General features: G+C 59.7%; 20 protein-coding genes, 5 pseudogenes and 1 riboswitch. Of the genes and pseudogenes, 5 read left to right on the top strand and 20 right to left on the bottom strand.

Annotated features, from left to right (window positions below; translation table 11 throughout):
* Nucleotides 1-5 precede the first annotated feature (5 nt).
* The 10 genes and pseudogenes from RX331_RS09795 to RX331_RS09750 form a co-directional block, all read right to left on the bottom strand.
* Nucleotides 6-350 (bottom strand): response regulator, encoded by a 345-nt coding sequence (locus RX331_RS09795; RefSeq protein WP_317256358.1) that lies wholly within the window; start codon nucleotides 348-350, stop codon nucleotides 6-8.
* Nucleotides 351-907: 557 nt separating this feature from the next.
* A complete protein-coding gene (locus RX331_RS09790; protein WP_317256357.1) occupies nucleotides 908-1,564 on the bottom strand; it encodes a transposase in 657 nt (218 codons plus the stop codon).
* A gap of 570 nt (nucleotides 1,565-2,134) precedes the next feature.
* Nucleotides 2,135-2,641, bottom strand: coding sequence for a hypothetical protein (locus RX331_RS09785; RefSeq protein ID WP_317256356.1), 507 nt, complete (start codon nucleotides 2,639-2,641; stop codon nucleotides 2,135-2,137).
* Between the two features lie 329 nt (nucleotides 2,642-2,970).
* A pseudogene (locus RX331_RS09780) lies at nucleotides 2,971-4,269 on the bottom strand (transposase).
* 316 nt (nucleotides 4,270-4,585) lie between these two features.
* Nucleotides 4,586-5,806, bottom strand: a complete 1,221-nt coding sequence (locus RX331_RS09775) for an MFS transporter (protein ID WP_317256355.1) — start codon at nucleotides 5,804-5,806, stop codon at nucleotides 4,586-4,588.
* A 411-nt stretch (nucleotides 5,807-6,217) separates the two neighbouring features.
* Complete coding sequence (locus RX331_RS09770; RefSeq protein WP_317256354.1) at nucleotides 6,218-6,973, bottom strand: MerR family transcriptional regulator; 756 nt, start codon at nucleotides 6,971-6,973, stop codon at nucleotides 6,218-6,220.
* Between the two features lie 488 nt (nucleotides 6,974-7,461).
* Nucleotides 7,462-8,493, bottom strand: a pseudogene (locus tag RX331_RS09765) (IS110 family transposase).
* 129 nt (nucleotides 8,494-8,622) lie between these two features.
* Nucleotides 8,623-9,066 carry a CBS domain-containing protein gene (locus RX331_RS09760; RefSeq protein ID WP_317256353.1) on the bottom strand — a complete coding sequence of 148 codons (444 nt, stop codon included), beginning with the start codon at nucleotides 9,064-9,066 and terminating at the stop codon, nucleotides 8,623-8,625.
* A 265-nt stretch (nucleotides 9,067-9,331) separates the two neighbouring features.
* The gene (locus RX331_RS09755; RefSeq protein WP_317256352.1) at nucleotides 9,332-9,784 is read right to left on the bottom strand and encodes an SgcJ/EcaC family oxidoreductase; all 453 of its coding nucleotides are present in this window, start codon (nucleotides 9,782-9,784) and stop codon (nucleotides 9,332-9,334) included.
* 155 nt (nucleotides 9,785-9,939) lie between these two features.
* Nucleotides 9,940-10,365 (bottom strand): annotated as a pseudogene (locus tag RX331_RS09750) (hypothetical protein).
* A 444-nt stretch (nucleotides 10,366-10,809) separates the two neighbouring features.
* On the opposite strand from RX331_RS09750, the pseudogene RX331_RS09745 reads away from it, so the two are divergent.
* Nucleotides 10,810-11,468: pseudogene (locus tag RX331_RS09745) on the top strand (SOS response-associated peptidase family protein).
* Nucleotides 11,469-11,644: 176 nt separating this feature from the next.
* Nucleotides 11,645-11,887, top strand: a complete 243-nt coding sequence (locus RX331_RS09740) for a DUF6894 family protein (protein ID WP_317256351.1) — start codon at nucleotides 11,645-11,647, stop codon at nucleotides 11,885-11,887.
* 11 nt (nucleotides 11,888-11,898) lie between these two features.
* Here the strand turns inward: RX331_RS09740 and RX331_RS09735 are convergent, their stop codons facing one another.
* From RX331_RS09735 to RX331_RS09710, 6 genes are all read right to left on the bottom strand, one after another.
* Nucleotides 11,899-12,144, bottom strand: a complete 246-nt coding sequence (locus RX331_RS09735; RefSeq protein ID WP_317256350.1) for a helix-turn-helix domain-containing protein — start codon at nucleotides 12,142-12,144, stop codon at nucleotides 11,899-11,901.
* The gene (locus RX331_RS09730) at nucleotides 12,141-12,575 is read right to left on the bottom strand and encodes a Crp/Fnr family transcriptional regulator (protein ID WP_317256349.1); all 435 of its coding nucleotides are present in this window, start codon (nucleotides 12,573-12,575) and stop codon (nucleotides 12,141-12,143) included. Before RX331_RS09730 ends, RX331_RS09735 begins: the two co-directional genes overlap by 4 nt.
* Nucleotides 12,576-12,930: 355 nt before the next feature.
* The gene (locus RX331_RS09725) at nucleotides 12,931-13,152 is read right to left on the bottom strand and encodes a hypothetical protein (protein WP_317256348.1); all 222 of its coding nucleotides are present in this window, start codon (nucleotides 13,150-13,152) and stop codon (nucleotides 12,931-12,933) included.
* On the bottom strand, nucleotides 13,083-13,583 hold the full coding sequence (locus RX331_RS09720; RefSeq protein WP_317256347.1) for a hypothetical protein: 501 nt from the start codon (nucleotides 13,581-13,583) through the stop codon (nucleotides 13,083-13,085). Before RX331_RS09720 ends, RX331_RS09725 begins: the two co-directional genes overlap by 70 nt.
* Before the next feature lie 117 nt (nucleotides 13,584-13,700).
* Complete coding sequence (locus RX331_RS09715; protein ID WP_317256346.1) at nucleotides 13,701-13,859, bottom strand: hypothetical protein; 159 nt, start codon at nucleotides 13,857-13,859, stop codon at nucleotides 13,701-13,703.
* Nucleotides 13,860-14,107: 248 nt separating this feature from the next.
* Nucleotides 14,108-15,712, bottom strand: coding sequence for a winged helix-turn-helix domain-containing protein (locus tag RX331_RS09710; protein ID WP_317256345.1), 1,605 nt, complete (start codon nucleotides 15,710-15,712; stop codon nucleotides 14,108-14,110).
* Here RX331_RS09710 and RX331_RS09705 point away from each other — a divergent pair.
* Together RX331_RS09705 and RX331_RS09700 are read left to right on the top strand one after the other, a co-directional pair.
* Entirely contained in the window at nucleotides 15,701-16,159 is a 459-nt protein-coding gene (locus RX331_RS09705) for a cupin domain-containing protein (protein WP_317256344.1), read from the top strand. The genes RX331_RS09710 and RX331_RS09705 overlap by 12 nt on opposite strands.
* Nucleotides 16,160-16,365: 206 nt before the next feature.
* Nucleotides 16,366-16,869, top strand: coding sequence for a GNAT family N-acetyltransferase (locus RX331_RS09700; protein WP_317258082.1), 504 nt, complete (start codon nucleotides 16,366-16,368; stop codon nucleotides 16,867-16,869).
* 74 nt (nucleotides 16,870-16,943) lie between these two features.
* Here RX331_RS09700 and RX331_RS09695 read toward each other — a convergent pair whose 3' ends face one another.
* Nucleotides 16,944-17,186 (bottom strand): hypothetical protein, encoded by a 243-nt coding sequence (locus tag RX331_RS09695; RefSeq protein WP_317256343.1) that lies wholly within the window; start codon nucleotides 17,184-17,186, stop codon nucleotides 16,944-16,946.
* A gap of 105 nt (nucleotides 17,187-17,291) precedes the next feature.
* Nucleotides 17,292-17,353: riboswitch (Fluoride riboswitch) on the top strand.
* A gap of 24 nt (nucleotides 17,354-17,377) precedes the next feature.
* Here RX331_RS09695 and crcB point away from each other — a divergent pair.
* Nucleotides 17,378-17,762: pseudogene (crcB, locus tag RX331_RS09690) on the top strand (fluoride efflux transporter CrcB).
* A gap of 184 nt (nucleotides 17,763-17,946) precedes the next feature.
* On the opposite strand, the gene RX331_RS09685 reads toward crcB, so the two are convergent.
* The 3 genes from RX331_RS09685 to RX331_RS09675 form a co-directional block, all read right to left on the bottom strand.
* Nucleotides 17,947-19,392 (bottom strand): IS1182 family transposase, encoded by a 1,446-nt coding sequence (locus RX331_RS09685; RefSeq protein WP_317256342.1) that lies wholly within the window; start codon nucleotides 19,390-19,392, stop codon nucleotides 17,947-17,949.
* A 459-nt stretch (nucleotides 19,393-19,851) separates the two neighbouring features.
* Complete coding sequence (locus RX331_RS09680; protein WP_317256341.1) at nucleotides 19,852-20,997, bottom strand: alpha/beta fold hydrolase; 1,146 nt, start codon at nucleotides 20,995-20,997, stop codon at nucleotides 19,852-19,854.
* A 16-nt stretch (nucleotides 20,998-21,013) separates the two neighbouring features.
* Complete coding sequence (locus tag RX331_RS09675) at nucleotides 21,014-22,399, bottom strand: DUF4403 family protein (RefSeq protein ID WP_317256340.1); 1,386 nt, start codon at nucleotides 22,397-22,399, stop codon at nucleotides 21,014-21,016.
* Nucleotides 22,400-22,448: the final 49 nt, after the last annotated feature.

Genomic DNA, 22,448 nt, shown 5'->3' with positions numbered 1-22,448 from the left:
AATGCTCAACGGCGAACTGCGTCGAGCAGCAGATCCGGCGCGAAGGGCTTTTGCAGAAACGTCGTGACAACGGGGACAGGCTCCACCTTTGTTCCTGACATGAGGATGATGTTCATGCCGGGGTGTTTGCGCCGCGCATATTGTGCAAGCGCGGCACCCGACATCTCGCCAGCGAGATTGTGGTCGGCGATGAGCGCTCGCAACTCAGTTCCGGTTGACGCGACGATCAACTCAGCCGCCTCCGCAGTCGCGCATTCGACCACCTCAAATCCTTCCCCTTTGAGGACGTCAGCTAGTATCTCGCGCTGAAACGCATCGTCCTCGACCAACAGGGTTATAAACTTCGACATCCGCGCCTCCTGATTTATCTCGTAATTCACGGAGGTGGGAGTTAGTTCATCGTTTGCAGTCTCGGAACCGCAGCGGGAAAGGATAGCCCTGCTTAACTATTTAGGTGCGCGCTGCATCCTGAAGTGAGTGCTCCTCCATCTCGCGGAGCCGATCTATTTGCTTGCGAAGTCTCGCTGGCACGTCCGCCTCCGGTTTCAGGGACGTTCGCAATCTTTCGCCAATCTTCTGAACGATGGCACGGCTGTGCCTGTGGTCTATCTCGATGTGTTTGCGCATAACGAACGCTCCGCGAGAGCGGCTACTAACCGGGATGGGACGGCGACCGTCGCCTTTGGCTATCTGCGCGAGCGCTTGTTTTTGAACAGCGGGTCAGAAGACCTTTGGCTATCCGCGACATGCGCCGTTTCGTTAACGGCGGGCGACGGCCTGCCCATACTAATCTTCAGCAGGATTTCTCGTTCCCGGTTCCATTAATAGACGTTCAGAATTGTAGGCGCGCCTCTGAGCTTCCTTGCGATGCGGGGGAAGCGCCCAATTATCCAAGGCGGACGGCGCTTCAGCTGATCTTCGGTTTGCAGTGATGCCTTAGAGATGCACATAGTCGAGAGCTGCGGCGATAGAGATTGCCCTGCTTGGTGATGCTGCCGAGCTTGTCTTTGCCACCCGTGCTGTGTTGCTTTGGCACCAACCCGATCCAGGCCGCAAGACTGCGCCCCGACGAGAAAGTATTCCAGTCACCGATCTCGGCAACCAGGGCGGTGGCACCGATCGGGCCGATACCTGGGATCTCCGCCAGGCGCCGGCTTGCCTCACAGGCCTGGTGCAGGGACATAATGTTCTTGTCGATGGATGCTATCTCTGCGCCGATGGCATCATACTGCCGCGCCAACACGTCGAGGATACCGCACACTGCTGGCGACACCCGGCCATCCTCGGCATCCGCGATAATCCTTAGTAACTCCGGTGTCCCGTTACGCCCCTTGGCCGACACGATGCCCAGTTCGGCCAAGTGCCCGCGCAGTGCATTGCTCAACATTGTACGCTGGCGCACCAGCACAGCCTCACAGATCGCAGCCGCATCATTCGCATCATTCTTGCTGCGTTTGAGGTCAGCCTTCACATAGCTCGGAGGTATCAGTCTGACCGTATGACCGAGCGCCTGAAGTTCGCGGCCCCAATGATGCGCTGACGGACATGCTTCGATCCCGACCAAACAACGCGGCAGCTCGCCAAATACTCCAGCACTTTTGCCCGACTTACGCGCTTGCGGATCAAGACCGCGCCCGCAACATCGATCCCATGCACCTGGAACACCGACTTCGCAATATCCAGACCAATCGTGCTAACCTCGCCCATGGACGGCTCCCCTCAATGTGGTTTGCTCTAACGCAACCACCCTATGGCACTTCGATGCCGCAGAGTGGGCGCCGTCCACAGCATCAAAAGCGGCGGTGATGACCTGCGCGGTCCGCCGTCCGGTTTACTGCTGGCAACCGACGTGACGAAAGCTTGAGCGTTGTTCGGCTACGGGCCCAAAATCGGACTTATGTGTTGACGGCGACCTCGGTCTGACGACGCCCTCCGAGGCGGCTTTGGAGCCGCCTCGTTTCTCATATGCCCACTGGCAGGCGTACAACTGTCCATTGTCAAGCTTGGTCACATGGTACCGGGCTTGCATCCGGTGATGGCATTGCACGCCTGGTACTCAACCCAGGGGCCGCCCGCATAGTAGGCCCTCATTGCGTAGGGAGGGGTGCTACTAATTGAATAACGAGGCCTGACGCTATTGCGTCTTGATGGTCCCGTTCGCGTTGAAGTTGTCCTTTGGGTTATATCCTGAGTCGTCTAGATTTTTGATATACTGGGTGCGGTCGCTGCTGCTCACACCGCCCCACGCCGCGGATGGACCGCCGTAGTAGGCCGCCCTGGAGTCCCGAACTTTTCCACCGTAGTAAGGACCACCTGCGTAGTAACCTGTGCCTGTTTGGTAGGGATTGCCTCCCCATCCCCGGTTAGGTGAAGTGGCCGCGACCGCGCCAGCCGTGCCGATCGCGGCAGCCGTGCCGACCGCTGCAGCGCCTGCGCCGACCACACCGGCGCCGTAAACAGCCCGCCGGTTGTGCCGGCGCGAAACACCGGCCGCGCTCACGGGCGTCAGCGGGCGACCTACCCGCGCCTGGGCGCTCTCGATTGACAGCGAGATGCCGCCTTGCTCAGACCAACCGAAGGACAACAATGCCGCACACGTGAAGGCAGAAGCTGCAAGGGCAGTCTTTCGTGCATGTTTCATGGGCTTTCTCCGTTGTGCAAAGAACATCAATGTTGCACGCGTGCCTACGTCACCGTGGCAAATCGAGTTCCGACTTCTTTAGCGAAATGTTGATAACGTTCATGTTACTGCGGATGCTCGGCATAGGCGAGCGCGGCCCGCGTCCCCATTTCTGCAACGGATCAAAAGCGTCGTTTTCACCGTCCGACGAAGACTTCCGGTGTACCCCAGTGAACGGACATCACCAGGGCCGGTCGGCACGTCTCAAACGGGCCGATTCTGTTGAAAAAGTCGGCAGTAGTTTCGTCGTGAGCGCCCACTGTTCCGCGGACGAGTTGACGTGGTTGGCCTCACGCGGGCGTCAGCGCGGGCATCGGGATCAGCTTGGCCATCTTACGGAGGTTCTGAGCGGTGGCAGCGAGGATGAACTCGTCACGCGCGTCGCTGGGCCCTCTTAGCCGCAGCCGGTCGAGCTTGAGAATGCGCTTGAGGTGCGCGAACAGCATCTCGATCTTCTTCCGGAGCCGGCGCGAAGTGCGGCCCTCCCATGATCTTGCGATCTGGCGCGCTAAGTCGCGAGCGCCCTCGTAGACCGAGCGCGGCACTTTCCGGGCAGGAGTGTTGGGGCAGCACCTGCTTCTCAGAGGGCATGCTTGACAATCGTGCTTGCTCGCACGGTTGCCACCGGGACAACGATAGACGTCCCCGGCACGGTCATAGATGAAGTCTTCGCGCGAGAAGGTCCCGTCCGTGCGGGCAGACTTGTCGAAGACGGTCACGTGCGGCTCGATCCCATGCTCGTAGAGCAGCCACCCAAGCATCTCGGCCGAGCCATAGCGCTGTCACCGAGAAGCCGGCTGGGATAGAGGTCGAACCGTTCGAGCGAACGTTGGATCATGCGCTTAGCGGCCAACACTTCCGCCTGGCGGATTGCCGTGGTCGCCTCGACATCGACGATGATCGCGTGTCGATGTCGACCAGGTAGTTCGTCGAGTAGGCGAAGAAGGCTTGGCCGCCGTGCGCCCCGGTCCAGCGCGCCGCCGGATCCGAGGGCGACACGAACTTCGGCGTGACCTCGGTCGCCGCTCCGAAGGCGGCATCATCGAGGACAGCCAGATACTCATCTATTGCTCGGCCTGCTGCCTCCGGTGAAAGTCCCTTGTCGCCTTCGATTCCCTTCTGTCGATTGGCATCGCCTTGATCAGGCTCGCGTCGACTGCGAACCCTTCGCCACCGACCAGCCGCTCCCGGATACAGCGGCGCAAGACGATCTCGAAAACGCGACGGAAGAGATCGCTCTCACGGAAGCGACCGTGCCTGTTCTTCGAGAATGTCGAGTGATCGGGGACAGCCCCGTCCAGACCGAGCCGGCAAAACCAGCGGTACGCCGGATTGAGGTGGACTTCATCGCAGAGGCGCCGCTCCGATCGTATGCCGAAGCAATAGCCGATTAGGAGCATCCTGATCATCAGTTCGGGATCGATCGAAGGCCGTCCGATGTTGCTGTAGAACGGTGCCAGCTCCCGTCGCAGTTCCTCAAGCTCCACGAACCTATCGATTGATCGAAGCTGGTGGTCGGCCGGGATGTGCCTTTCGAGCGAGAACTCATAGAACAACGCAGCCTGTTCGACCTGCCGGTGTCCCATCATGATCTTCAGTCCTGCCAATTAGACAGACTGAATCACTGATATCTCTGCGTCGCAACAGCCAACTTTTTCAACAGAATCGGCCACAAGCGGACGGTGCCCGGTGGAGACGCTGCTACTCCCGTCTCTCACAACGAATGATCGGACCTCAGGAACCCTCTTCCACCGAGAAACCACCGTTAGTCTGGAGTTTAAGGAAGCAGAATCCAGGCGAGGGCACCCGCCAGACGGGGCAACGCTTTTGTCTGCGCTGACGATCAATTGTCGAGCATGAAGTGAGGGCGGGCCTCAGCTGACCTGCATGCAACGGGGGGGCGCGCTACGCCTCGGCCACCTTAGGATTTCCAGCCCGCGTGAGCACGATCGCTGCGGCGATCGCTTCCAGCGCAACCGCCAACAGCAGCGCAGCGCCGTAATCGCCTCTCCATCCGTGGATGAGACCAATCAATCCGGGCCCGAAGGCGCCGACCGTACCGCTGATCGAAGTGAATAGCCCCATTACCACTGTGAAGTTTTGCACCTCGAACTCGCGGTGGATGATTAGCGGCGGCAGCGTGATGAGGTTGCCGACCGAGAAACCGAACACGGCACAGGCCAGCAGGACGAGCCGGACGTCGTCGGTCAGGAGGATAGTCGACACCGCCACGGCCTGGCTCAGCAGCGAGAGAGCGGCAGCAACTCGCGGATCGAGGCGATCGGCGACAACGCTAAACGAGAGCCGTCCGACGATCGCCATCAAAGTCATCACGCTAACGGTGAGTCCTGCCCTGACAGCTCCGATCTTCGGCTCGAGTATTGCGATCTGGTGCACAATGAAGCCGACTTGGGCGACGATCCCAAGAGCAAAGGGAATCGCGATTGTCCAGAACGCCGGTCGGCGCACTATCTCCCAGCGGGAGATGCTGCTGGCGGGCGCGGGAGAGGATGGGTTGGGGGTCGCAGCCCTCGCGCCCGCATTCGGCGGCAGGCCGATCCAAGCGAGCGTGGTAGGGACCAGAAATATCAGCAGGACTGCGCTCGCGGCCAGCATGGCGGCTTGGAATCCGAGGTGGCTCACGAGAACCACCAGTAATGGCGTCACGATGACGCCGCCCGAACTGGCGCCGAGGAAAGCTAGGCTAATTGCGAGGCCGCGGCGTCGCACGAACCAGGCACCGAGCACCGCCGAAATGATTACGGTGCCCATGCCGACCCAGCCGAGCGACATCAATGCGAATGCTGCATAGAGGATCCAGGGCGCGGCCGCGAAGGCGAGCAGCATCATCGAGGTGGCGAGGCATGCAATCCCCGCCAGCGCCAGGCGCTTCAGGCCGAGCCGCCGCACGATTTCATCGGTGAAGATGACGATGACATTCCCGACCAAGAGCGACAGCGTGCTGGCACCTGAGATCAGAGAGGGCGGCCAGCCGTTCAAGCGCTGCAGCTCGACTAAGTAGACACCCTGCCCGTACAGGGCAAAGCCGAAGATCGACAGCGCCAGCAGGAAGCAGGCAAGCACGACCCTCCAGCCGGCGTAGCGCGGTGACGTCTCGTCATGCATTTGCGGCCCCAGTCCGAGCTGCTCCCGAGCGGCGCGCACTACGTACACGCGGCGCGCGGGGAAAGCGAGTCACGAACGATAGCGCGAGTGTTATGAGACGTTTAGTCGGTGTGAGCGAAGCGACTTGTTTCCCGAAGCGTTGGCGAAGGCGCAATGTCAGCTACGGTCAAACTGCGAGTTCAACCCTGTTTCATGGCTGGTCCGGTCTACGCCGGATATCGGACGCAGCGGTGGTTCGCGTGAAGGTCAGCAGCGGGCCACTACCGGACCTCCGGCGCGATCGGCGACCAGCTGACCTGCGTCTTCGTCGATCACCCTCTGACGCGTTGGGGAGGTCTCGCGCTGTTCGTCCTAGTTGGTACGCCGCTCCAGAAAGGGTTGGCTCGCGCCGGCCTGTCTAGAACGATTTGGTCAATGCTTTGGCCCTTCGAGCTTTGCGGCGGCTGCTCTGACAAACTCCAAGATATCGGGGGTGACAGGGAATGTTTGGGCTGTTTGCGGGTCTGCCCAGACATCCCGCTGTATATTTGTGAGCTTCTCCTTTATGTCCTGATTGCCGCCAGTGAGGGCGGCGGTCAGCTCTTTCCATCTGCTGGCGAGTGCAAGTGCAGCAGGTGCCGCTGGGTCCGTACCCAGTAGAGATTTTGCCTCTGCAATGAGGCTTCCCCAAGCCCGGCCATCATAACGCTCAAGTTCTTCCTTGTCGGCTTCGGACAAACGACGCTCGACAAATGGCGAAATTTTTTTGGCCCAATCTGGGACTTCAGTTGTCATGGCTGTCTCCTTTGTAAGAGCGATCAACTCGTTCGCGGACAGGGTTTCGCCAAGCTTTAACTTGGCCCGAGCTCTTCTAACCAAGCGCAGCGCTTGATCGACGGAGCGCTCACGGTCGAACAGGACTTCTTCCTGCAAAGCCAAAAGCCTATCGAGGTCGACGCTTTGATCACGCAAGATGGCACCGATTTGAGCGAGCTTAAGGCCAAGACGTTTCAGCCAAATAACTTGGTGCACGCGAAGCAAATCATTCGGGCCGTAAACCCGCCAGCCGGCAGCCGTTCTTTGTGCCTGCACCAATCCATGTCGCTCGAAGACGCGGAGCGTCTTAACGGTGAGACCGAAGAGGCGAGCTGTTTCGGCAGCAGTTCGAAAAGGCGTGCGCGCTGTCATAGGCTTCTTTCCACGAACACCGGGTTTATAGGGGCGGCCCCAAGGTCCGGGTCAAGCGTTGATTGAGCTAAAAAGGCTTGGCGAGCTACCGCACGAACGCCAAGTTCGAGGATGGAGCATCCGCTTTGGGTCATGAGCGCTTTTTTGGCGGCCGAGCCGCAACTTCCGGTCTACCCTGAGCAGCAGACGTTGTGAGGGGCTGCTGGCAGGTCTCTGAAGGGCCATGTGTGGACGTGCTCCAGGTTGGCAAGAAGAATCTTCACGTTGCAGCATTGGTCGGAGCAGCCATGTGTTCGGCCTGTTTGCGCGGTTCACATGACAGCTGGCCATAATGCCCTCCGCGGATCAGGTCCCGGTCAAAAGCACGCATTCGAAGATGCTATGGCCCTAGTGGGTTGTCCTGATCGCCGGATCGACCGGCATTGCATTACGTGCTGTTCGCTCTCCCAACCGTTACAACGCGCCGGAGATATCCGGCACGATCTCGTTTAGGCCGCCAGCGCTGCCGGTTCCTGGTAGCGCTCGTTCCTGGCCATCATCGCCCAGGCCATCCTGGCAAGCTTGTTGGCGAGCGCGATGGCGGCAACCTTGGTCGGTCGCCGCGCCAGAAGTCCCGTAAGCCAGGGCCGATGCCCGGTGCCATGGATCTTGGCATAGCGGATCACGGCGAGCGCGCCAGCCGTGAACAGGCTGCGCAAATAGCGGTCGCCTTGCTTGCTGATGCTGCCCAGCCTGTCCTTGCCCGCGCTCGAGTTCTGCTTCGGCACTAGTCCAACCCAGGCCGAGAAGTCTCGTCCTGATCGGAAAGCCTTGGGATCAGCAATGCTGGCGACCAGAGCTGTTGCCAGCGCCGGCCCGACAGCCGGGATCGCGTCCAGCCGCTTGCTCGTCGCGCTTGATCGATGCCAGGCGATGATGCGTCGGTCGAACTCCAGGATCTGGGCCTTCAGTGCACGCAATTGACTGCCGAGAGCAGCAAGACACGCGCGGGCGACCCCGGGGAGCCGGTCATCGGCTGTATCGGCGACGACTTCCAGCAGTTGCTCGACACCCCTGCGCCCGACAGGGGCGACAATCCCGAACTCGGCCAGATAGGCGCTGATTGAGTTGATGACAGCCGTCTGCTGGCGGATGAAGAGATAGCGCGCCCGATGGAGCATCAGACCGCTCTGTTGCTCGACCGTCTCGGTCGGTACGAACCGCATGTTGGGCCTCGTGACCGCCTCGCAAATTGCCTCCGCGTCGGTACTATCGTTCTTCTGCCGGTTGACTTAGGGCTTCACATAGGCAGGAGGCATCAAGCGCACCGTATGCCCCAATGCCTGCAACTCGCGGGACCAATAACGGGATGACGCGCAAGCCTCAATCCCAACCAGGCATGGCGGCAACTTCTCAAAGAAGGACAGCACGAAACGGCGCTTCAACTGACGGCGGATCACCACCTGTCCAGCGGCATCAATGCCGTGAGCCTGAAAAACCGACTTGGCGATGTCCAGCCCGATTGTCGTGATTATCTGCATGGATAGCTCCTTCAGATCGTGGGAGCCCCCGCAGTTCCCGAATCCGTGGCACTTGCGTGCCGGGCGGAGGAGCCGTCCACAGCATCAAAAGCAGACATACGCGGGGGCGACGGCAGCGCGGTTCGTCTGTTAGCCGCCGGGGCCGTCCTTCATGATGTAGCCCATCAGGTCGTCCACGTTGTGCTCCAGATCCCGGATGATGTTCTTGACGACGTCTCCGACCGAGATCACGCCTACGACCTTGCCCGCGTCCAGCACTGGCAGATGGCGAAAACCGCGCTGAGCCATCATTGCCATGCAGCCATCCAGCTGATCGTCCGGCTTGACCGTCACGGGTTTGCCCGTCATCACTTGGCTCACCGGCGTCTGCTTCGCATCGAGCCCGGGCAGCAGCACTTTGATGGCGCAGTCACCCTGGGTCACGATACCGACCAGCACGTCGTCGTCGATGACCAGCACCGAACGAACCCGGTTGTCGCGCATCTGGCGCAAGGCTTCGACAACCATGTCGCCGGAACGAACATGGATCAGGGCGCCACTCTTCTGGGCCAGAGCGTTTTTTACTGTGCTCATCGATTTGCCCTCGTGGACCCTGTCCCGCCCCGCCTAGATGGTCCGCATTGAAGCATAGTCAAAATATCTTGCCTCGTCAGTACCGCGCCGATGTCGCCTGCTATGGGTCACAAGCGGCGGTCCGACCGCTCAGCTCGTCAGGTCCGGTCCTCCTCTGAGAGCGGCCTTTGCCGCGGCTCATAGGCAGTTCGGCTAGGGGCGACAACCCGACAACCGTATGCGGGAGACGAGAAGATTGTCGTCGGTGATCGCGCAACTAAATTCTTTAGTTCTTCGGAAGAACGTGAGGCGAAGATTGATGATGTGCGATGCACCACTCATTTCCTTGTTTGGTGACGAGCATGGTGAAGCGCGACGGACCTGGTACTGATTTGCCATCCACCATACGAGTGAACGTGTAGAAGCCGGTGACCACGGCGGCGCTATCGTTGATCGTTATCGTGCGCCGCTCTTCGATCGTATTCGTGTTGCCGCGCCCTTTTATGGGTGTGAAGTATTTTACTATCGCTTGCGTCCCTTCGGAGATGACCGAACTAACAGTTCCGAGAAGGACTGCAGTCGGACAATAGGTCTTAGCAATGGTTTCTGGATCATTGGTGCCATACGCAAATGACCAACGGTCCACTGCAGCATTTGCATCTTCCGACGGGCCAGCCAAGGCCAGAGTGGGGGCCATCAGTATCATTGCAAGGAATGCGAGCGTGACAGTTCGTGTCATTACTTTCCCCCCACTTGCTACAAGTACAACCCGTTGTAAGGGCAGGCAGTATAACCAACGCAATTGCATTTAGCCATTGCGTGAAGCGACCGCTTTGGGTTAGCGGCCAAGCAAGCGCAGAAACCGAAGGTCCGCTTTTCCTTACAATGCGGACCTTAACGCTCCTCATCAGGATGTACCCACTTATAAGGCGTAATCTCCCGTTGCTCCGTCAACTTGATCATCCGAACCGGGGGCTTGTAACGACGCGTGCCGCACGATCGGCACCGAAAGGACGGCTCCAGCTTCCAGATCGGCGTATCGCGCGCCCTGCGGATCGCATCCAGCGGCATGCTCGCCCGTGTCTTGCATTGACAGCACTCAATCTCTAACCAGCCATAGCCGCCATTCAGGCATTGGCCGATATTTGGGGATGGCTGCGCCGGGCCGCCATAGCCTTCCATGCGGACGGACCATGCTTCTGCTTCGGCTCTGTCAGCCGCACGGGCGGCCTTTCAAGCCTCTTGGCGGGCTGTTTGGGCGCGCATATCCGCGCCCATGATCCGGCCGCCCCAGATCACTTCACGTTTCTTAGTGCTCATGGCTGGCAATTACAGCGCCAACAACAGCTATGAGCAATCCACGATCCCTAGGCGCTTGAAGAGCCGCCGCCGCTTCACCTTGGTCAAGACGCTTCGCTGCGTTTCGGCCAGCGGTAAATTAGGAAGGCGCACAACAGTGACTTGGTGTTGCGTTTGGGTAACCCATGCTCCGCCCACCAGCGCTAATGTCCGTCGGTTTTTAGGAGACAAGCATATGGATATTTATCTAAGTACCAGACGTGATCTGCTCGTTGTGAAGAAGGGATGCCCGATACCGCCTCTTGCGTCACTGGCAAAATGGCGCAAGAGCAAGAAGAGGGTGGCAAAAGTCAGCGAGGAAATCAGATCAGCTCTTCAGACGCAGGGCTATTACATGCGAAAGGTGAGAGACCTGCATACGGGTCGACACTAGCTAACAAGGATGTATCGCGGCGGCTTTCGATAATGTGCAATCTGTACAGCATCACCACAAATCAAGAGGCCATCCGCGCTCTCTTCCGCGTGATGAACCGCTACGTCGGCAATCTGGCCCCGATGCCGGGCTCTTTCCTGATTATCCCGCGCCAGTCATCCGCAATGCGGGCACAGAACGCGAGCTCGTCTTAATGCGCTGGGGCACGCCGCCGCCGCGCACAGGCGGGCCGCCGGTTACGAACATCAGGAACACGTCATCGCCGCACTGGTGCGGCTGACTGAAGCCGGAAAGCCGTTGCTTAGTGCCGTTCAACAGCTTCGCTGAGTATGCACCGGAGCCGAACCCAGAAACGAAGAAGAAGGATGTGGCCTGGTTCGCGATCAATGACGATCGGCCGCTGACTTGCTTTGCTGGCATCTGGATCCACTTCAAGGTCGATCGTGGCACTAAGTCGAAGCCGGTTCCGGGGCCGCATCAGGTCTATGGCTTCCTGACGACATCACCCAATGCCGTCGTCGAGCCGATCCATCTCAAGGCCATGCCAGGCATTCTGATGACGGACGAGGAACATGATGTCTGGATGCGTATGCCGTGGGATGAGGCCAAGGTACTGCAACGACCGCTGCCGGATGATACGCTCAAGGTTGTCATGCGGGGAGCGGATAAGGAAGACAAGGTTGCTGAATGAAATGCGCCACCGCTCTGTCCTACGCTGACCTCGCAACCGCGCGCATGCTGCATGGTTGGCAACAACGCGTTTCTGACCCAACTTAAAGACATTAATTCGGCCTATGTCGGCTGCGGAGCAGACGAACGTAAAGGGTTCTCTAAGTTTGCAAGCAAGAGCAGACGAGGCCAGCGACCATGCGTCGTTACTATTTCGATATGCGAGAAGAGGACCATCTAGCAGTTGATCTCGAGGGATTGGAGCTGCCGGATATTGAAAGCGTGCAGGAAGAAGCTGTGCAATCCTTAGGAGAACTGGCTCGCGATACGGTCCGCGAACCCAACTATAGCTGCGATCGTAAACGTCGGATTGCAATCGAAGTCAGAGATATAACCGGCCCTGTGCTTCAGGTGAAATGCACAATCGAAACCGTCAGGTAAAGAGCACGACTTCAATCGCGACCATCCAAATTTCCGAACAGCCTCTTGTAGTTGCGTTTTACGGCTTGATGGCATTCACAGGACGACTGCTGCACGCCTTCGATGCTTTCGATATGAACGCGGCCCCGCCTGTAGCTTATTAGACCGTCAGCTTGAAGCTGGGCAGCGACGCCAGTAACGCTTGTACGCCTCACGCCGATCATAGCCGCAAGATAATCTTGAGTGATCGGCAATTCAGTACCGATTAGGTCCATCATGCGAAGCATCCAACGACATGTACGTGCGGCAACTGGATGCAATGCGTTGCAGGCTGCCGTCTGCTGAACGTCAGCCAAAAAAATTGGGCATGCGCCGCCAATATCTTTCGGATGCCAATCCGCGCTTGATTAGCTTCTCGCAACGGGTCGCGATCAATCACCGAGGCAGAGCCTGATACTTGAACGATTATCTTGTTGAGGGATACCTTGTCATCGAGGGCTTGCGGGGCTCCGACGACGCCATCGCGGCCGACCATGCCTGTTTGCACTGCATGGCCATCAGCAAGCTCAACCGAAAAGGAAATAATGCCGGAATGAGGAAAGTAGACGCGCCTAATTTCGTCATTAGGCTGCGCTATCACCTGTCCCGTATGCAATGGGACTGTGGCAAAGGACTTGCTCAGCGCTGCGAGGTCGTCAGCGCCCAACATTGCCAAAAGCTGGTTGTCTCGAGGCGATGGCATACTGTGTGGTGTCTAACGAAAATAAGTGCTGTCAGATTAATTCTGGATCACGAGGGTTGCAACTATTTGATAGCGAGAGGGCATGATCCCGCCGAAGCCGAACCAATGGCTCACCCATGATCGTAAAAAGACCGCGCGGCGCTAATGGCGCGTTGGTGGGGCTTCGAGCACTTGGCTCACGTCAGGCTCGTCAAGCCCGTCCACACTGACGCACTCGCACGGCATGTCCGCGCCACACTGGCAAACCAGCTCTTGGCTCCAAGCCCTTTTGGGGTGATTTTCGCATACCCATCCCAATCCAAAGCAGGTGCGGCAATGAGGATCAATCCTTCCGATGAAGTCCTTTGAACGAACTGGCACGCAGCAAACCTTCCGATGTGATATCTCGGTACTCAACGTCCGCGAAGAATTTCGGTTCGACCCATGTGGCGTTCGGCTTTCTAATCGCCTTGGTTAGCTTCGACTTCGGGCTAATCACCGTATCGAGCTGTTTTCTGATCTGACTAGAAATCGTACGAGACCAGCCTGTCCCGATCTTGCCCATGTAAACGAGTTCGTTGCCTTCCTGCTTGCCGAGATACAGCGCCGCCACGCCCTGGTGTCCTTGATGAACCCCACGACCGGAAACTTGCCCTTGTGAATGGCCTTGATCTTCAGCCAGTTCTCATTCCGTTCCGATCGATAAGGGGCGTCGGCCCGCTTAGAAATGATACCTTCCCAATTCAGCTTGGCTGCATGTTCAAACATCTTTTGATCGTCACCGACGAGATGTTCGGAATAGAGGACCGGCAGCTCGACCGCGTTTTCGCCTAGTAAGTCCAAGAGAAGCTGCTTGCGCTCGATCTGCGGCAGCTTGCCGAGATCGCCGTTCCGCCAGAGCCGATCGAGAGCATAGTAGACCAGCCGATCTTGCCTGCCTGCGGCCAGCTCTGCTTGAAGTTCGGCGAAGTTGGTTCGGCCCTCATGAACGACCACTACCTCGCCGTCGATGATGGCTTCGCCCGGGATAGCGGCGCTTCGTCCAGTCCAGCCCGTTGCGGGTATAGACTTTCTTGCGGCCCCGGTTCAAATGCAGCTGAATACGGTAGCCATCTACTTGATTTCATGAAGCCACTGGTGGCCCTTTGGCGCCTTGGAGGTCAGGGTGGCAAGCTGGGGTTTAATAAACCCCGGCATCTCGATACGCTTTGGCAACTCAGGAAACTCACAAATAAAAAGGCCGCCGCACCTTGGGAGGGCGACCGAGGTCATTTTACTTACTTCCTGAAAATCTCGAACAATCTGAAGACGTGGTCGCTCCTGCCACTACCGAGGTGGGCGAGCCTTCGACCGCCCGGACATCGATCGATCACTACCGAATGTCCGCTTTTGAGCCTAGAAGCTGACATCCGCCGCGGTATTGGCAACGTCCGCCTAGGGCCCAACAGCAGACCTGTTGATGAGGCTTCACATCATTCCGGGAGCCCGGCCGCGCGCCTTTGCCAAGCTTCGCCGCCAGTTCAGGCGCGCAGGCGACCCCGGCGAACTGGCCCGTGATGCGGAAGGTTGGCTGTAGTTCCAGCACACTGGCCGCAGCCGCCCTCGCCTCCTCCAGCCGCCCGAGGGCAGCGAGTGAAGCCGCGAGCTGCACCCACGTAATGCTGTGGGCGGGATTGGCGAGGTTGGATTTGTGGGCTGCCCGCGCAGCCTCCGCATGACGATCGCGACAGAAATGGCCGAGCGCCTGCGCGTCGTAGGCGGCAAACGCCCACGGATCGAACGGGCTCAAGCGCAAGCCGCGCTCGCTCCAGTCGATTGCGCGTTCCGCCTCGCCAACCCATCCCGCGACAACGCTGCCGAGGATCCACGCGAGGTCGAGGGACTCTAGGCGAGCGCCGCCTCGAATGCGGCGAAAGCGCCTGGCGATCATGGGCGTCCATGCCAAGCGAGAAGCCAGCAAAGGTTAGCGCCATCGCATCGTCGCGCCCGTGCTCGATGGCAAGGCGCGCGTGGCGCACTGACGCGAGGCGATCCTCTTCCTTCAACCCGGCGCGTAGAAAACGATTGTGATAGCTCATCGCCGCAAGGCCATGGGCGAGTGCGTATGCGGGATCGAAGGCCAGAGCGCGCTGGAGCTGTGGCAGCGCGAGTGCGGCGCGATCGGGCATGCCTGAATCGACATCCGGCTGCGCACGCAGCACGAGTTCGTAGGCGTCGAGACTGTCGGGCCGCTTGCGGCGGATGCGGTCGACCTCGGCGCGGCGCAGACTTGGCTCTATCGCGCCCATCACGGCTAGCGCGATCTCGTCCTGTAAAGCGAAGAGGTCGCCCACAGTGCGGTCGTAGTGCTCGGCCCAGATCTGTGCGCCGCTGGCGGCGTCGGCGAGCTGCGCGTTGATGCGGACGCGGTCGTCTGCGCGCCGCACGGTGCCTTGCAGGACATGGCGTACGCCGAGATCGCGACCGACCTGCTTCACGTCGGCAGTGCGGCCACGCCAGACGAAACTGGAATTGCGCGCGATGACAAACAGCCACCGGATGCGCGACAGCCCCGTGATGATGTCGTCGACCATGCCATCGGCGAACCAGGCGACTTCGCTGGAGTGCTCGAATGGCAGTACGGCGATCGAAGGCCTTTCCGGCACCAGCAGCGCGGCGTGATCGGCCTCGTCGGCATTCGCGCCGACTCGCGTCACCGGCGGGCCGGTATAGCGGTAGCCTCGGCGCGGCAGCGTCTCAATCCAACCTCTCCCACCGCCCAGCTCGAGCGCGCGGCGCAGCGCAGCGATCTGGACGGTGAGATTGCTCTCCTCGACAGCGAGCCCCGGCCACGCCGCATCGATCAGCGCGTCCTTGCTGACGGGGGACGCGGCGCGCTCCAGGAGGAAGCGCAGCAGCGCGGCTCCACGCTGACCCAGCAAGCTCGGCACGCCCTCGCAAGACAGCGCGCCCGTCTCGGTGTCGAGTGCAAAAGAGTCAAATCTGTAGTTACCTGGTGGGGGCCGTTGGGTCATTTCGGAGACATTTTGCAGCAACTTCGGAGATGTTTCACGATCTTTGGATGAGGAAAAGGCAGCCTGCGACACCCGATCACGCCAACTTGGAGAGCCAATATGAGTGGACAAGCGATCATCCGACGGCCTGGCGAAGGGAAGTCTGTGAAGCTCGCCGGCCATCCCATGGGATTTTTGGTCACCGCCGATGACGCCCGGCATGCCTCAATGTTCGAGTGGACGATTCCACCAGGCTTCTCCACCGGGCTGCATGTCCATCGCGTGCAGGAGGAAACCTTCTATGTGCTGGAAGGGGAGTGCGACTGGCAAGTCGGCAGCGAACGCGTGCGCGCCACGCCCGCCACCTATCTTTTCCTGCCGCCGGGCGTGCCGCACAACATCGGTAACGCCTCCGATAGGATCGCACGCGTGCTCATGACAGTGTCCCCGCCCGGCCACGAGCGCTATTTCGAAGAGCTGGCCGAGACTGTAGCGCGTGGCGGTGCAGCCGATCCCGGAACGATTGCTGAGCTTCGCGCACGATATGACACGGATCAGCTGTCGGCACTCAGAAGCTAACGCCTATTCCACGATGGGAATTAGGAGCACGTTTGGCGACGATCGCGTGGTCAAACGTCTCCTTTGAGTCACAAGCGGCGGTCCGGCCGCTCAGCTCGTCAGGTCCGATCCTCCTCCGAGAGCGGCCTTTGCGGCCGCTCAGAGGCAGTTCGGCTGAGGGCCAACAAGCGACATTGGTTACTGTGCCCATTGCCGCAGTATCGGCTATGTGCGAAAATCTATGGATGCAGATACGAGACGCTATACCAGAAGATACGGCCGCTGCATGCGCCGTGTTGAGGCGGTCGATCGCTGAGCTCTGTGAAGCTGACCACCGAAACGATCCCTACACATTGGCGCGATGGTTGAGCAATAAGACTCATGAGAATTTCCGTGCTTGGGTCGCTCAAACTGACAACTCGGTGCTTGTTGCTGTCGAAGATCAGCACATCCTAGCGGTCGGATCGATAACTGATGCGGGAACGATTGGCCTCAACTACGTATCCCCAGATGCGAGATTTCAGGGAGTTAGCCGCGCCCTGCTGCGGGCACTCGAAACGCGAGCTGCGGAAAAAGGCAATAATCGATGTAACTTGACGAGCACCGAAACCGCTCGGCGATTTTACTTGTCCAATGGCTACGTCGAAAATGGACCGCCCGTTGGTGGCTTCACAACGACGTCTGGGTACCCAATGACTAAGGCCTTGCCCAGTTTGATTGGTAAAACCTAGGTCCTTCCCGAGGTCAGCTTCGGGCATGTATCCGCGAGCAGTGTGGAAGCCGACGCCGGATGGCTATGGCTTTCCTATCGGTAGCCCTTGCACTTTGTCTCTTCCTTGTACTCGCCGTTGCGTTCCCACTTCCGCTCTATTTTGCAGGGGCCTCGATAAAACTCCTGTTTGTAGTCGCGATCATAGTAGCCGTAGCTTCGGTCGGAGCGCCGGTCATAGCCTCCCCATCGACCCTTGCCACTTTCGTCTTTCCACGGGTCGGCTAAGGCAGGAGCGGCGATCACAGACAGAGCGATCAATGCAAGCCAAAAACGCATGTTTCAACTCCTCCAGTTGTCCGGATCACTAACGCTGGCGGAGGTCGGAGGTTCGCCAAAAACAAGGCAGTCTTGTGCTTGCTGTCGAAACTGCTTACCCTAAATCACTGCAATGGGGATGGGGTCCCCCGATAACCGCCATGGTGGCTGATGACTCCTACGTTGCGCGGCGGCAGGTAGGAGCGTGGGCGATGGACCCTCAATTCATTCTTGCTGTAGCGGCCGGTGGTGCGCTGGGTTCGGTCGCGCGCTACCTAGTGGCGATAGGATCGGGTAAGTTGTTCGGCCCGAATTTCCCTTTCGGAACCGCTGATTATCAACGTGACAGGATCGGCTCTGATCGGTGTTTTCATTGGTCTGTTCGCGATCAAATGGGATTTACCACAAGCCGCTCGCATCTTCCTTACTGTAGGCATCTGCGGCGGCTGCACGACGTTCTCCACGTTCTCGCTGGATGCCTGGTATCTGATCGAGCGAGGACAGAGCATGGCGGCGCTAGCCTACATGGGGTTGTCGGTGGTTCTCTCCGTGGTTGCTTTGGTCGCAGCGCTCCACCTCGTCAGGGCGCTTCCGTGAGTGCTCCGCTAACTCCCTTATAGGTCCGAAATGGGCCTTGGTTGTGTGCAAACGGATAGGTCGGCACGCGGCGGTGGTCGCCAATCATTGCAGGCGTCCGATGTTCTCGCATCGGATCGTCCAATGACCGGCCAAAGTGGGTATCGCGACGCGGTATTGCGCTTTTGGGCGCACTTTCCGGCCTTCAGGCGGCGCAGATGGCTGCAATCAGGCCCGGTTTGCCGACGATGTTCATCACCCGTGTGAGGTTATAGGCGAGAACATGCAGCGCCATCTCGGCGGCGACGTTCCGTAGGCGCTTCATCAGGAAGTGGGTCGCACCCATACGGGCTTTGATCGTGCCGAAGGGATGCTCGACCGTCTCGCGTCGCCTCCGCATGGCGTCGGGATCGGAATCGAGCCGTCTCTGGACCTCCTCGAGCACATGCTCATGCTCCCAGCGCGTGATGCGGCGCTCCTTGGACGGTGTACATTGGCTCTTGATCGCGCAGCCTTGGCACGCCGCTGTCGACCAGTAACGGCGCAGCGTCATTCCATGCTCGATGTTGGTGTAGTGATAGGGCAGCAGCTGGCCGGATGGGCAGCGGTAGACATCCTCATCAGGCAGGTAGGCGAAGTCCTGCTTGCCGAACCGGCCCTCCGCCTTGGCGTTCGACGTCATGGGCTTGGGCAAGGTGACTGCAACGCCAGCCTCTTCGCAGGCCAATATCTCCTCTCCGTCGAAGTAGCCACGGTCGGCGACCGCCTCGAGTTTGTCCACTTCGAGCACTTCTTTGGCTTGCTTTGACATCCGAGCAAGCTGCCCACAGTCATTGCCGACGTTTATGACCTCGTGCGTAACAATCAGATGATGTTCGGTGTCCACCGCGACCTGGACATTGTAGCCGACGACACCCGATCCGCGTCCGCTGATTGCCATCGAACGGGCATCCGGATCGGTGAGCGATATCTGTTGATCAGGTGTGTTGCGCATCTGCGCATCAAGCACTTCCAGGCGGCTCATCTCCTGCTTCAGCCGAGCGATTTTTTCCTTGATCCTCGTCGTCTTGATGCTGATCGCTTCCGATGGCTCTTGCCGATCGGCGCTATCGAGTTGGCGCAGATATCGACCGACGCTTTCCTCGATCTGCGCCATCCGCCTCGCCATCTTGGCATGCGTGAAGTTGCGGTCTCGGTTGTTCACCGCCTTGAACTTGCTGCCGTCGATTGCGACGCTTGGGGTCTGCAACAGGCCCATTCGCCGGCATAGTGCAACGAACTTCGCACAAACCTGCCGGATCGCCGCACCATTGTCCTTCCGGAAGTCGGAGATCGTCTTATGATCGGGAGCCAGGCGGCCGATCAGCCACATCACCTCGATATTGCGGCACGCCTCACGTTCCAGGCGGCGACTGGATTGCACCCGATTGAGATAACCGTAGATGTAAAGCTTCAGAAGGACTGCCGGATGATAGGACGGCCGGCCCGTCTCCTTGGCGATCACACGCTTAAACCCCATTCCATGCAGGTCGAGCGCCTCGACGAACACTTCGATCACATGGGCCGCGTTGTCCTCGCTTACCCAATCCTCCAGACATTCCGGCAAGAGCGTCAGCTGGGATCTGTCCGCGCCTTCAACGAAGCGTCCCATCCGTATCCCCCATCACGAAACGGAGGAATCGTAGCCGACTCGCGACTTTTCACACAGTCAGGGTCAACAGGCGACCTCGGCAATCCATCAGGCGCTGGTCCGCTCCACCCCACAAACCGGACATGTGCGCGCCCGTCACGCAGGTCAGCACAACGGGCCAAACAGCAAATTGGCTCGAGCGCTTCGACCACGGCATCTCTCACGGGTAAGATCAAGGTTTCGCGGGTCTTCGGACCTCAACCTTCTCTCCGACCTCGATCACCATCAGATCTTCACCAAGCTCCACTGGGCCCAAAGGTCCTCCGCGTTGGTGGAATCAGATCTTGCTCGATGGCGCTTGGCAAAACGACGTGTGAATACACCGCCAGCTTGGACCTTGTCCCCTGCCGCGCACAAGGTCTGGCTGCTGGTTCGAGTTCTGCCGGGCCCACCAACCTTCGCTCGCGAAGCGAAGGTGGCCTATCTGACGCAATCGTCCGGAGGTGTTTTCCCGGCGAAGCGGTCAGTTATCCAGTTCACCGCCGCCATCGTGCTCGCTTGCGCGGCGCGTCCGTGGCCGATGCCGGGCAGCATGACCATCCTGACCTTGCTGTCCGCTTTGCACAGCCTGTCCATGTAGGCCTGGGTAACCGCCGGCTGGATGATCTGGTCGCTGGTCCCCTGCGCCAGAAAGATGGGGATCTCAGGAGAGAGCACACCGGTGCTGTTCTGTTCAAGAAGCGAGCGCCAAGGTTCGGCCTTGGTCGGATCTTGCACCATTAGGAAATATTGCTCGAGCGGCCTCCCCGTTCTTTGCCTGACGATCAGGTCGAAAGGCCCTTCGATGCATTCTTGCGCCAGCCTGTCAATGGCAGGCACGGTGCGCCGATCGACGACATTGTCGATGGCGGCTCCATAGACCCGATGCCACGACCATAGCGTCATCGCTGTGATGTTCTTGCCACCGATCGAGTTGATATCGTGACTCATCAGCTTCGCAAGGTCCGTCGCTGGCGCCGCCGCCGCGACGCCGAGAAGCTTCAGCTCAGGGGCGTAAACGCTTGCCATCATCCCAGTGAAGAGCGCGGCTTGCCCGCCTTGCGAATGTCCCCATGCGATGAAGTCCTTGCCCTCGCCTACCCGGGGAAGGGAGCGTGCGGCGCGCACGATATCGATCTCACCCACCAGATAAGGATGCGGGCCCGGCGTGCCGAGCCCCGGATAATCGGTCGCCACCACGACGAAGCCACGCGCGATCATCGAGCGAAGGCCCTGGATCTGCTGAAACAGAAAAATCGCCAGCGACGGCGCCCAAGCAACGATCGCACGACCGCCGGGCGGGGGCGCACCTTGCGGGACGATAACGACGCCCGACACAAAGATCGGCTGGCGGTTCAGCCCCGTCGATCGATAGAGCACGCGATAGGTGGAGGCGCCAAGCGGAGCGCCGTCCATCGACTCCTGCCGCACCAGGGTGCCCGGCGCACCAGCGAGCAATGATTCCGGCGCATCATAAAATGCCGTCTGGGCCGACGCGATCCGGGCCAGGCCAAAGATCGCTGCGGCGACGAGCGCATTTGACATCCGTTTGCGCCGCCAGTGGCCGACGAAATTGAGGTACCGCATGGTCCAGCTCACGTGCTTACAAGCCGTGAAGTATCTTCAGACCGCCGCTGGCATGAAGAGCAATCAGGATTCCTTCGCTCAACAACTGCACTTTCTCGAGCCTTGCCGAGTCGAGGTGCCCCTCCATGCGAAAGCCATCCTTCAGTGGGCGCGTCAGGCGCTCATTCGCCGCCATGAGCAGGTTCTGATAGGAGATGCCGTAGTCGAGATTAGCAACATTCTTCAGCTGCGCCGCCAGCTGTTGCACGGCAGATCGAATCTGGCTGTCATCTGACGAAGTTGTCAGGTCGATTTCGCCGAGACTGAAGGTCCTGGCGTTAGTATCGACTTTTGGCGTGGCGGAGAGATAGGTCCATTGGCCTGCGCTGGAATCGGTGTCCGAACTCTTTGCGAGGCGCAGGCCGATCACGAGTTTGCCCGATGACGGATAAACCTGAACCTCGCGCACGGAAGTATCCTGGGCCGGCGCGGCTGCCATCGCCTGGCTGATCTTGTCCTTGAGCGTGTCGTAGTTGATGCGGATGGGAAGAATGACGTCGAAAGTTCCCGGCTCCGCCACCGCGGTGCCGAGCTGCGGCAGTCCTGTCGGCGTGACAGCCGGCGGCTGCTGCCCTATCACGGTTCCGGCGGAGCCGGTAAGTTCAAGCGATCCCCACAATAGCTTGGCGTTGGCGCGGACCCCGGCGAAAGCCGCGCTCTGCGGGGTCAGCTGCAGCCAGGTCGGTGGATCCTCCGCGAGTTTAATGGGTTCAAAAGCGTGACGCCACGCCATCTCCGCTTTGCCGTGCAGGTCGAGTGCGCGCGCCGCCGCCAGCGCGCGCGACCGGATGCGGCCAAGTTGCGTCCGGATGTTGGGCTCGACATAGGGCGCCAGGTCAAACTCGCGGCCGAGCACGTGAAGGTAGGGATGTTCGCTCCAGCGGAAGGAGTCGCTGATGTTTAGCTGCAGCGACCCATCCCTCCGCAGCTCGGGGCGCGCTTCAACCTCGATCGTCGCGCGCGCCTCGGTGTCGCCGCGAATGCGCGCCGTGAAACGATTGGCTCCTTGGCCTTCGGCGGCGCCATATATCGAGACCGCTCCGAAGACGCGGTCGCCCCGGCCATACAGAGAGACCGGGCTGGTCCGGTCGACGAAGCCCCAGACATCGCAGTTGGCGTTGACGCGGAAAATGAGAACACGACGATGAACGCAGTTGACGCGTTCGTCGATGGTGGCAAGCCGCTTTGGAATATCCCGCTCGATCGCCGCAGCGAGAGCCGGCAGCCCGAACTCGACCGTCGCAGAGATGCGTGAAGTCGTTACGAGCGGTGTTGCCGTGTCCGGGCTCAGCGCCGGCTTATCGGCGCCGAACGCGACAGACGGGAGCGCAAGAGCGAGCGCGGTCAGACGGGCTATGCCCATGCGCGATCTATTCGCGATTGAATCGTATTCCGGCTCATATCTGCGTGAT

This window comes from Bradyrhizobium sp. BWA-3-5 (genome assembly GCF_032917985.1).
GTDB lineage: Bacteria > Pseudomonadota > Alphaproteobacteria > Rhizobiales > Xanthobacteraceae > Bradyrhizobium.
This window is presented reverse-complemented; position numbering and strand designations above follow the sequence as displayed.

Coding starts and splice junctions, on each gene's coding strand:
- RX331_RS09795 (WP_317256358.1), bottom strand. CDS start 350: ATGTCGAAGTTTATAACCCTGTTGGTCGAGGACGATGCGTTTCAGCGC.
- RX331_RS09785 (WP_317256356.1), bottom strand. CDS start 2,641: ATGAAACATGCACGAAAGACTGCCCTTGCAGCTTCTGCCTTCACGTGT.
- RX331_RS09775 (WP_317256355.1), bottom strand. CDS start 5,806: ATGCATGACGAGACGTCACCGCGCTACGCCGGCTGGAGGGTCGTGCTT.
- RX331_RS09770 (WP_317256354.1), bottom strand. CDS start 6,973: ATGACAGCGCGCACGCCTTTTCGAACTGCTGCCGAAACAGCTCGCCTC.
- RX331_RS09760 (WP_317256353.1), bottom strand. CDS start 9,066: ATGAGCACAGTAAAAAACGCTCTGGCCCAGAAGAGTGGCGCCCTGATC.
- RX331_RS09755 (WP_317256352.1), bottom strand. CDS start 9,784: ATGACACGAACTGTCACGCTCGCATTCCTTGCAATGATACTGATGGCC.
- RX331_RS09740 (WP_317256351.1), top strand. CDS start 11,645: ATGCGTCGTTACTATTTCGATATGCGAGAAGAGGACCATCTAGCAGTT.
- RX331_RS09735 (WP_317256350.1), bottom strand. CDS start 12,144: ATGATGGACCTAATCGGTACTGAATTGCCGATCACTCAAGATTATCTT.
- RX331_RS09730 (WP_317256349.1), bottom strand. CDS start 12,575: ATGTTGGGCGCTGACGACCTCGCAGCGCTGAGCAAGTCCTTTGCCACA.
- RX331_RS09725 (WP_317256348.1), bottom strand. CDS start 13,152: ATGGGCAAGATCGGGACAGGCTGGTCTCGTACGATTTCTAGTCAGATC.
- RX331_RS09715 (WP_317256346.1), bottom strand. CDS start 13,859: ATGACCTCGGTCGCCCTCCCAAGGTGCGGCGGCCTTTTTATTTGTGAG.
- RX331_RS09705 (WP_317256344.1), top strand. CDS start 15,701: ATGAGTGGACAAGCGATCATCCGACGGCCTGGCGAAGGGAAGTCTGTG.
- RX331_RS09700 (WP_317258082.1), top strand. CDS start 16,366: ATGTGCGAAAATCTATGGATGCAGATACGAGACGCTATACCAGAAGAT.
- RX331_RS09695 (WP_317256343.1), bottom strand. CDS start 17,186: ATGCGTTTTTGGCTTGCATTGATCGCTCTGTCTGTGATCGCCGCTCCT.
- RX331_RS09685 (WP_317256342.1), bottom strand. CDS start 19,392: ATGGGACGCTTCGTTGAAGGCGCGGACAGATCCCAGCTGACGCTCTTG.
- RX331_RS09680 (WP_317256341.1), bottom strand. CDS start 20,997: ATGCGGTACCTCAATTTCGTCGGCCACTGGCGGCGCAAACGGATGTCA.
- RX331_RS09675 (WP_317256340.1), bottom strand. CDS start 22,399: ATGGGCATAGCCCGTCTGACCGCGCTCGCTCTTGCGCTCCCGTCTGTC.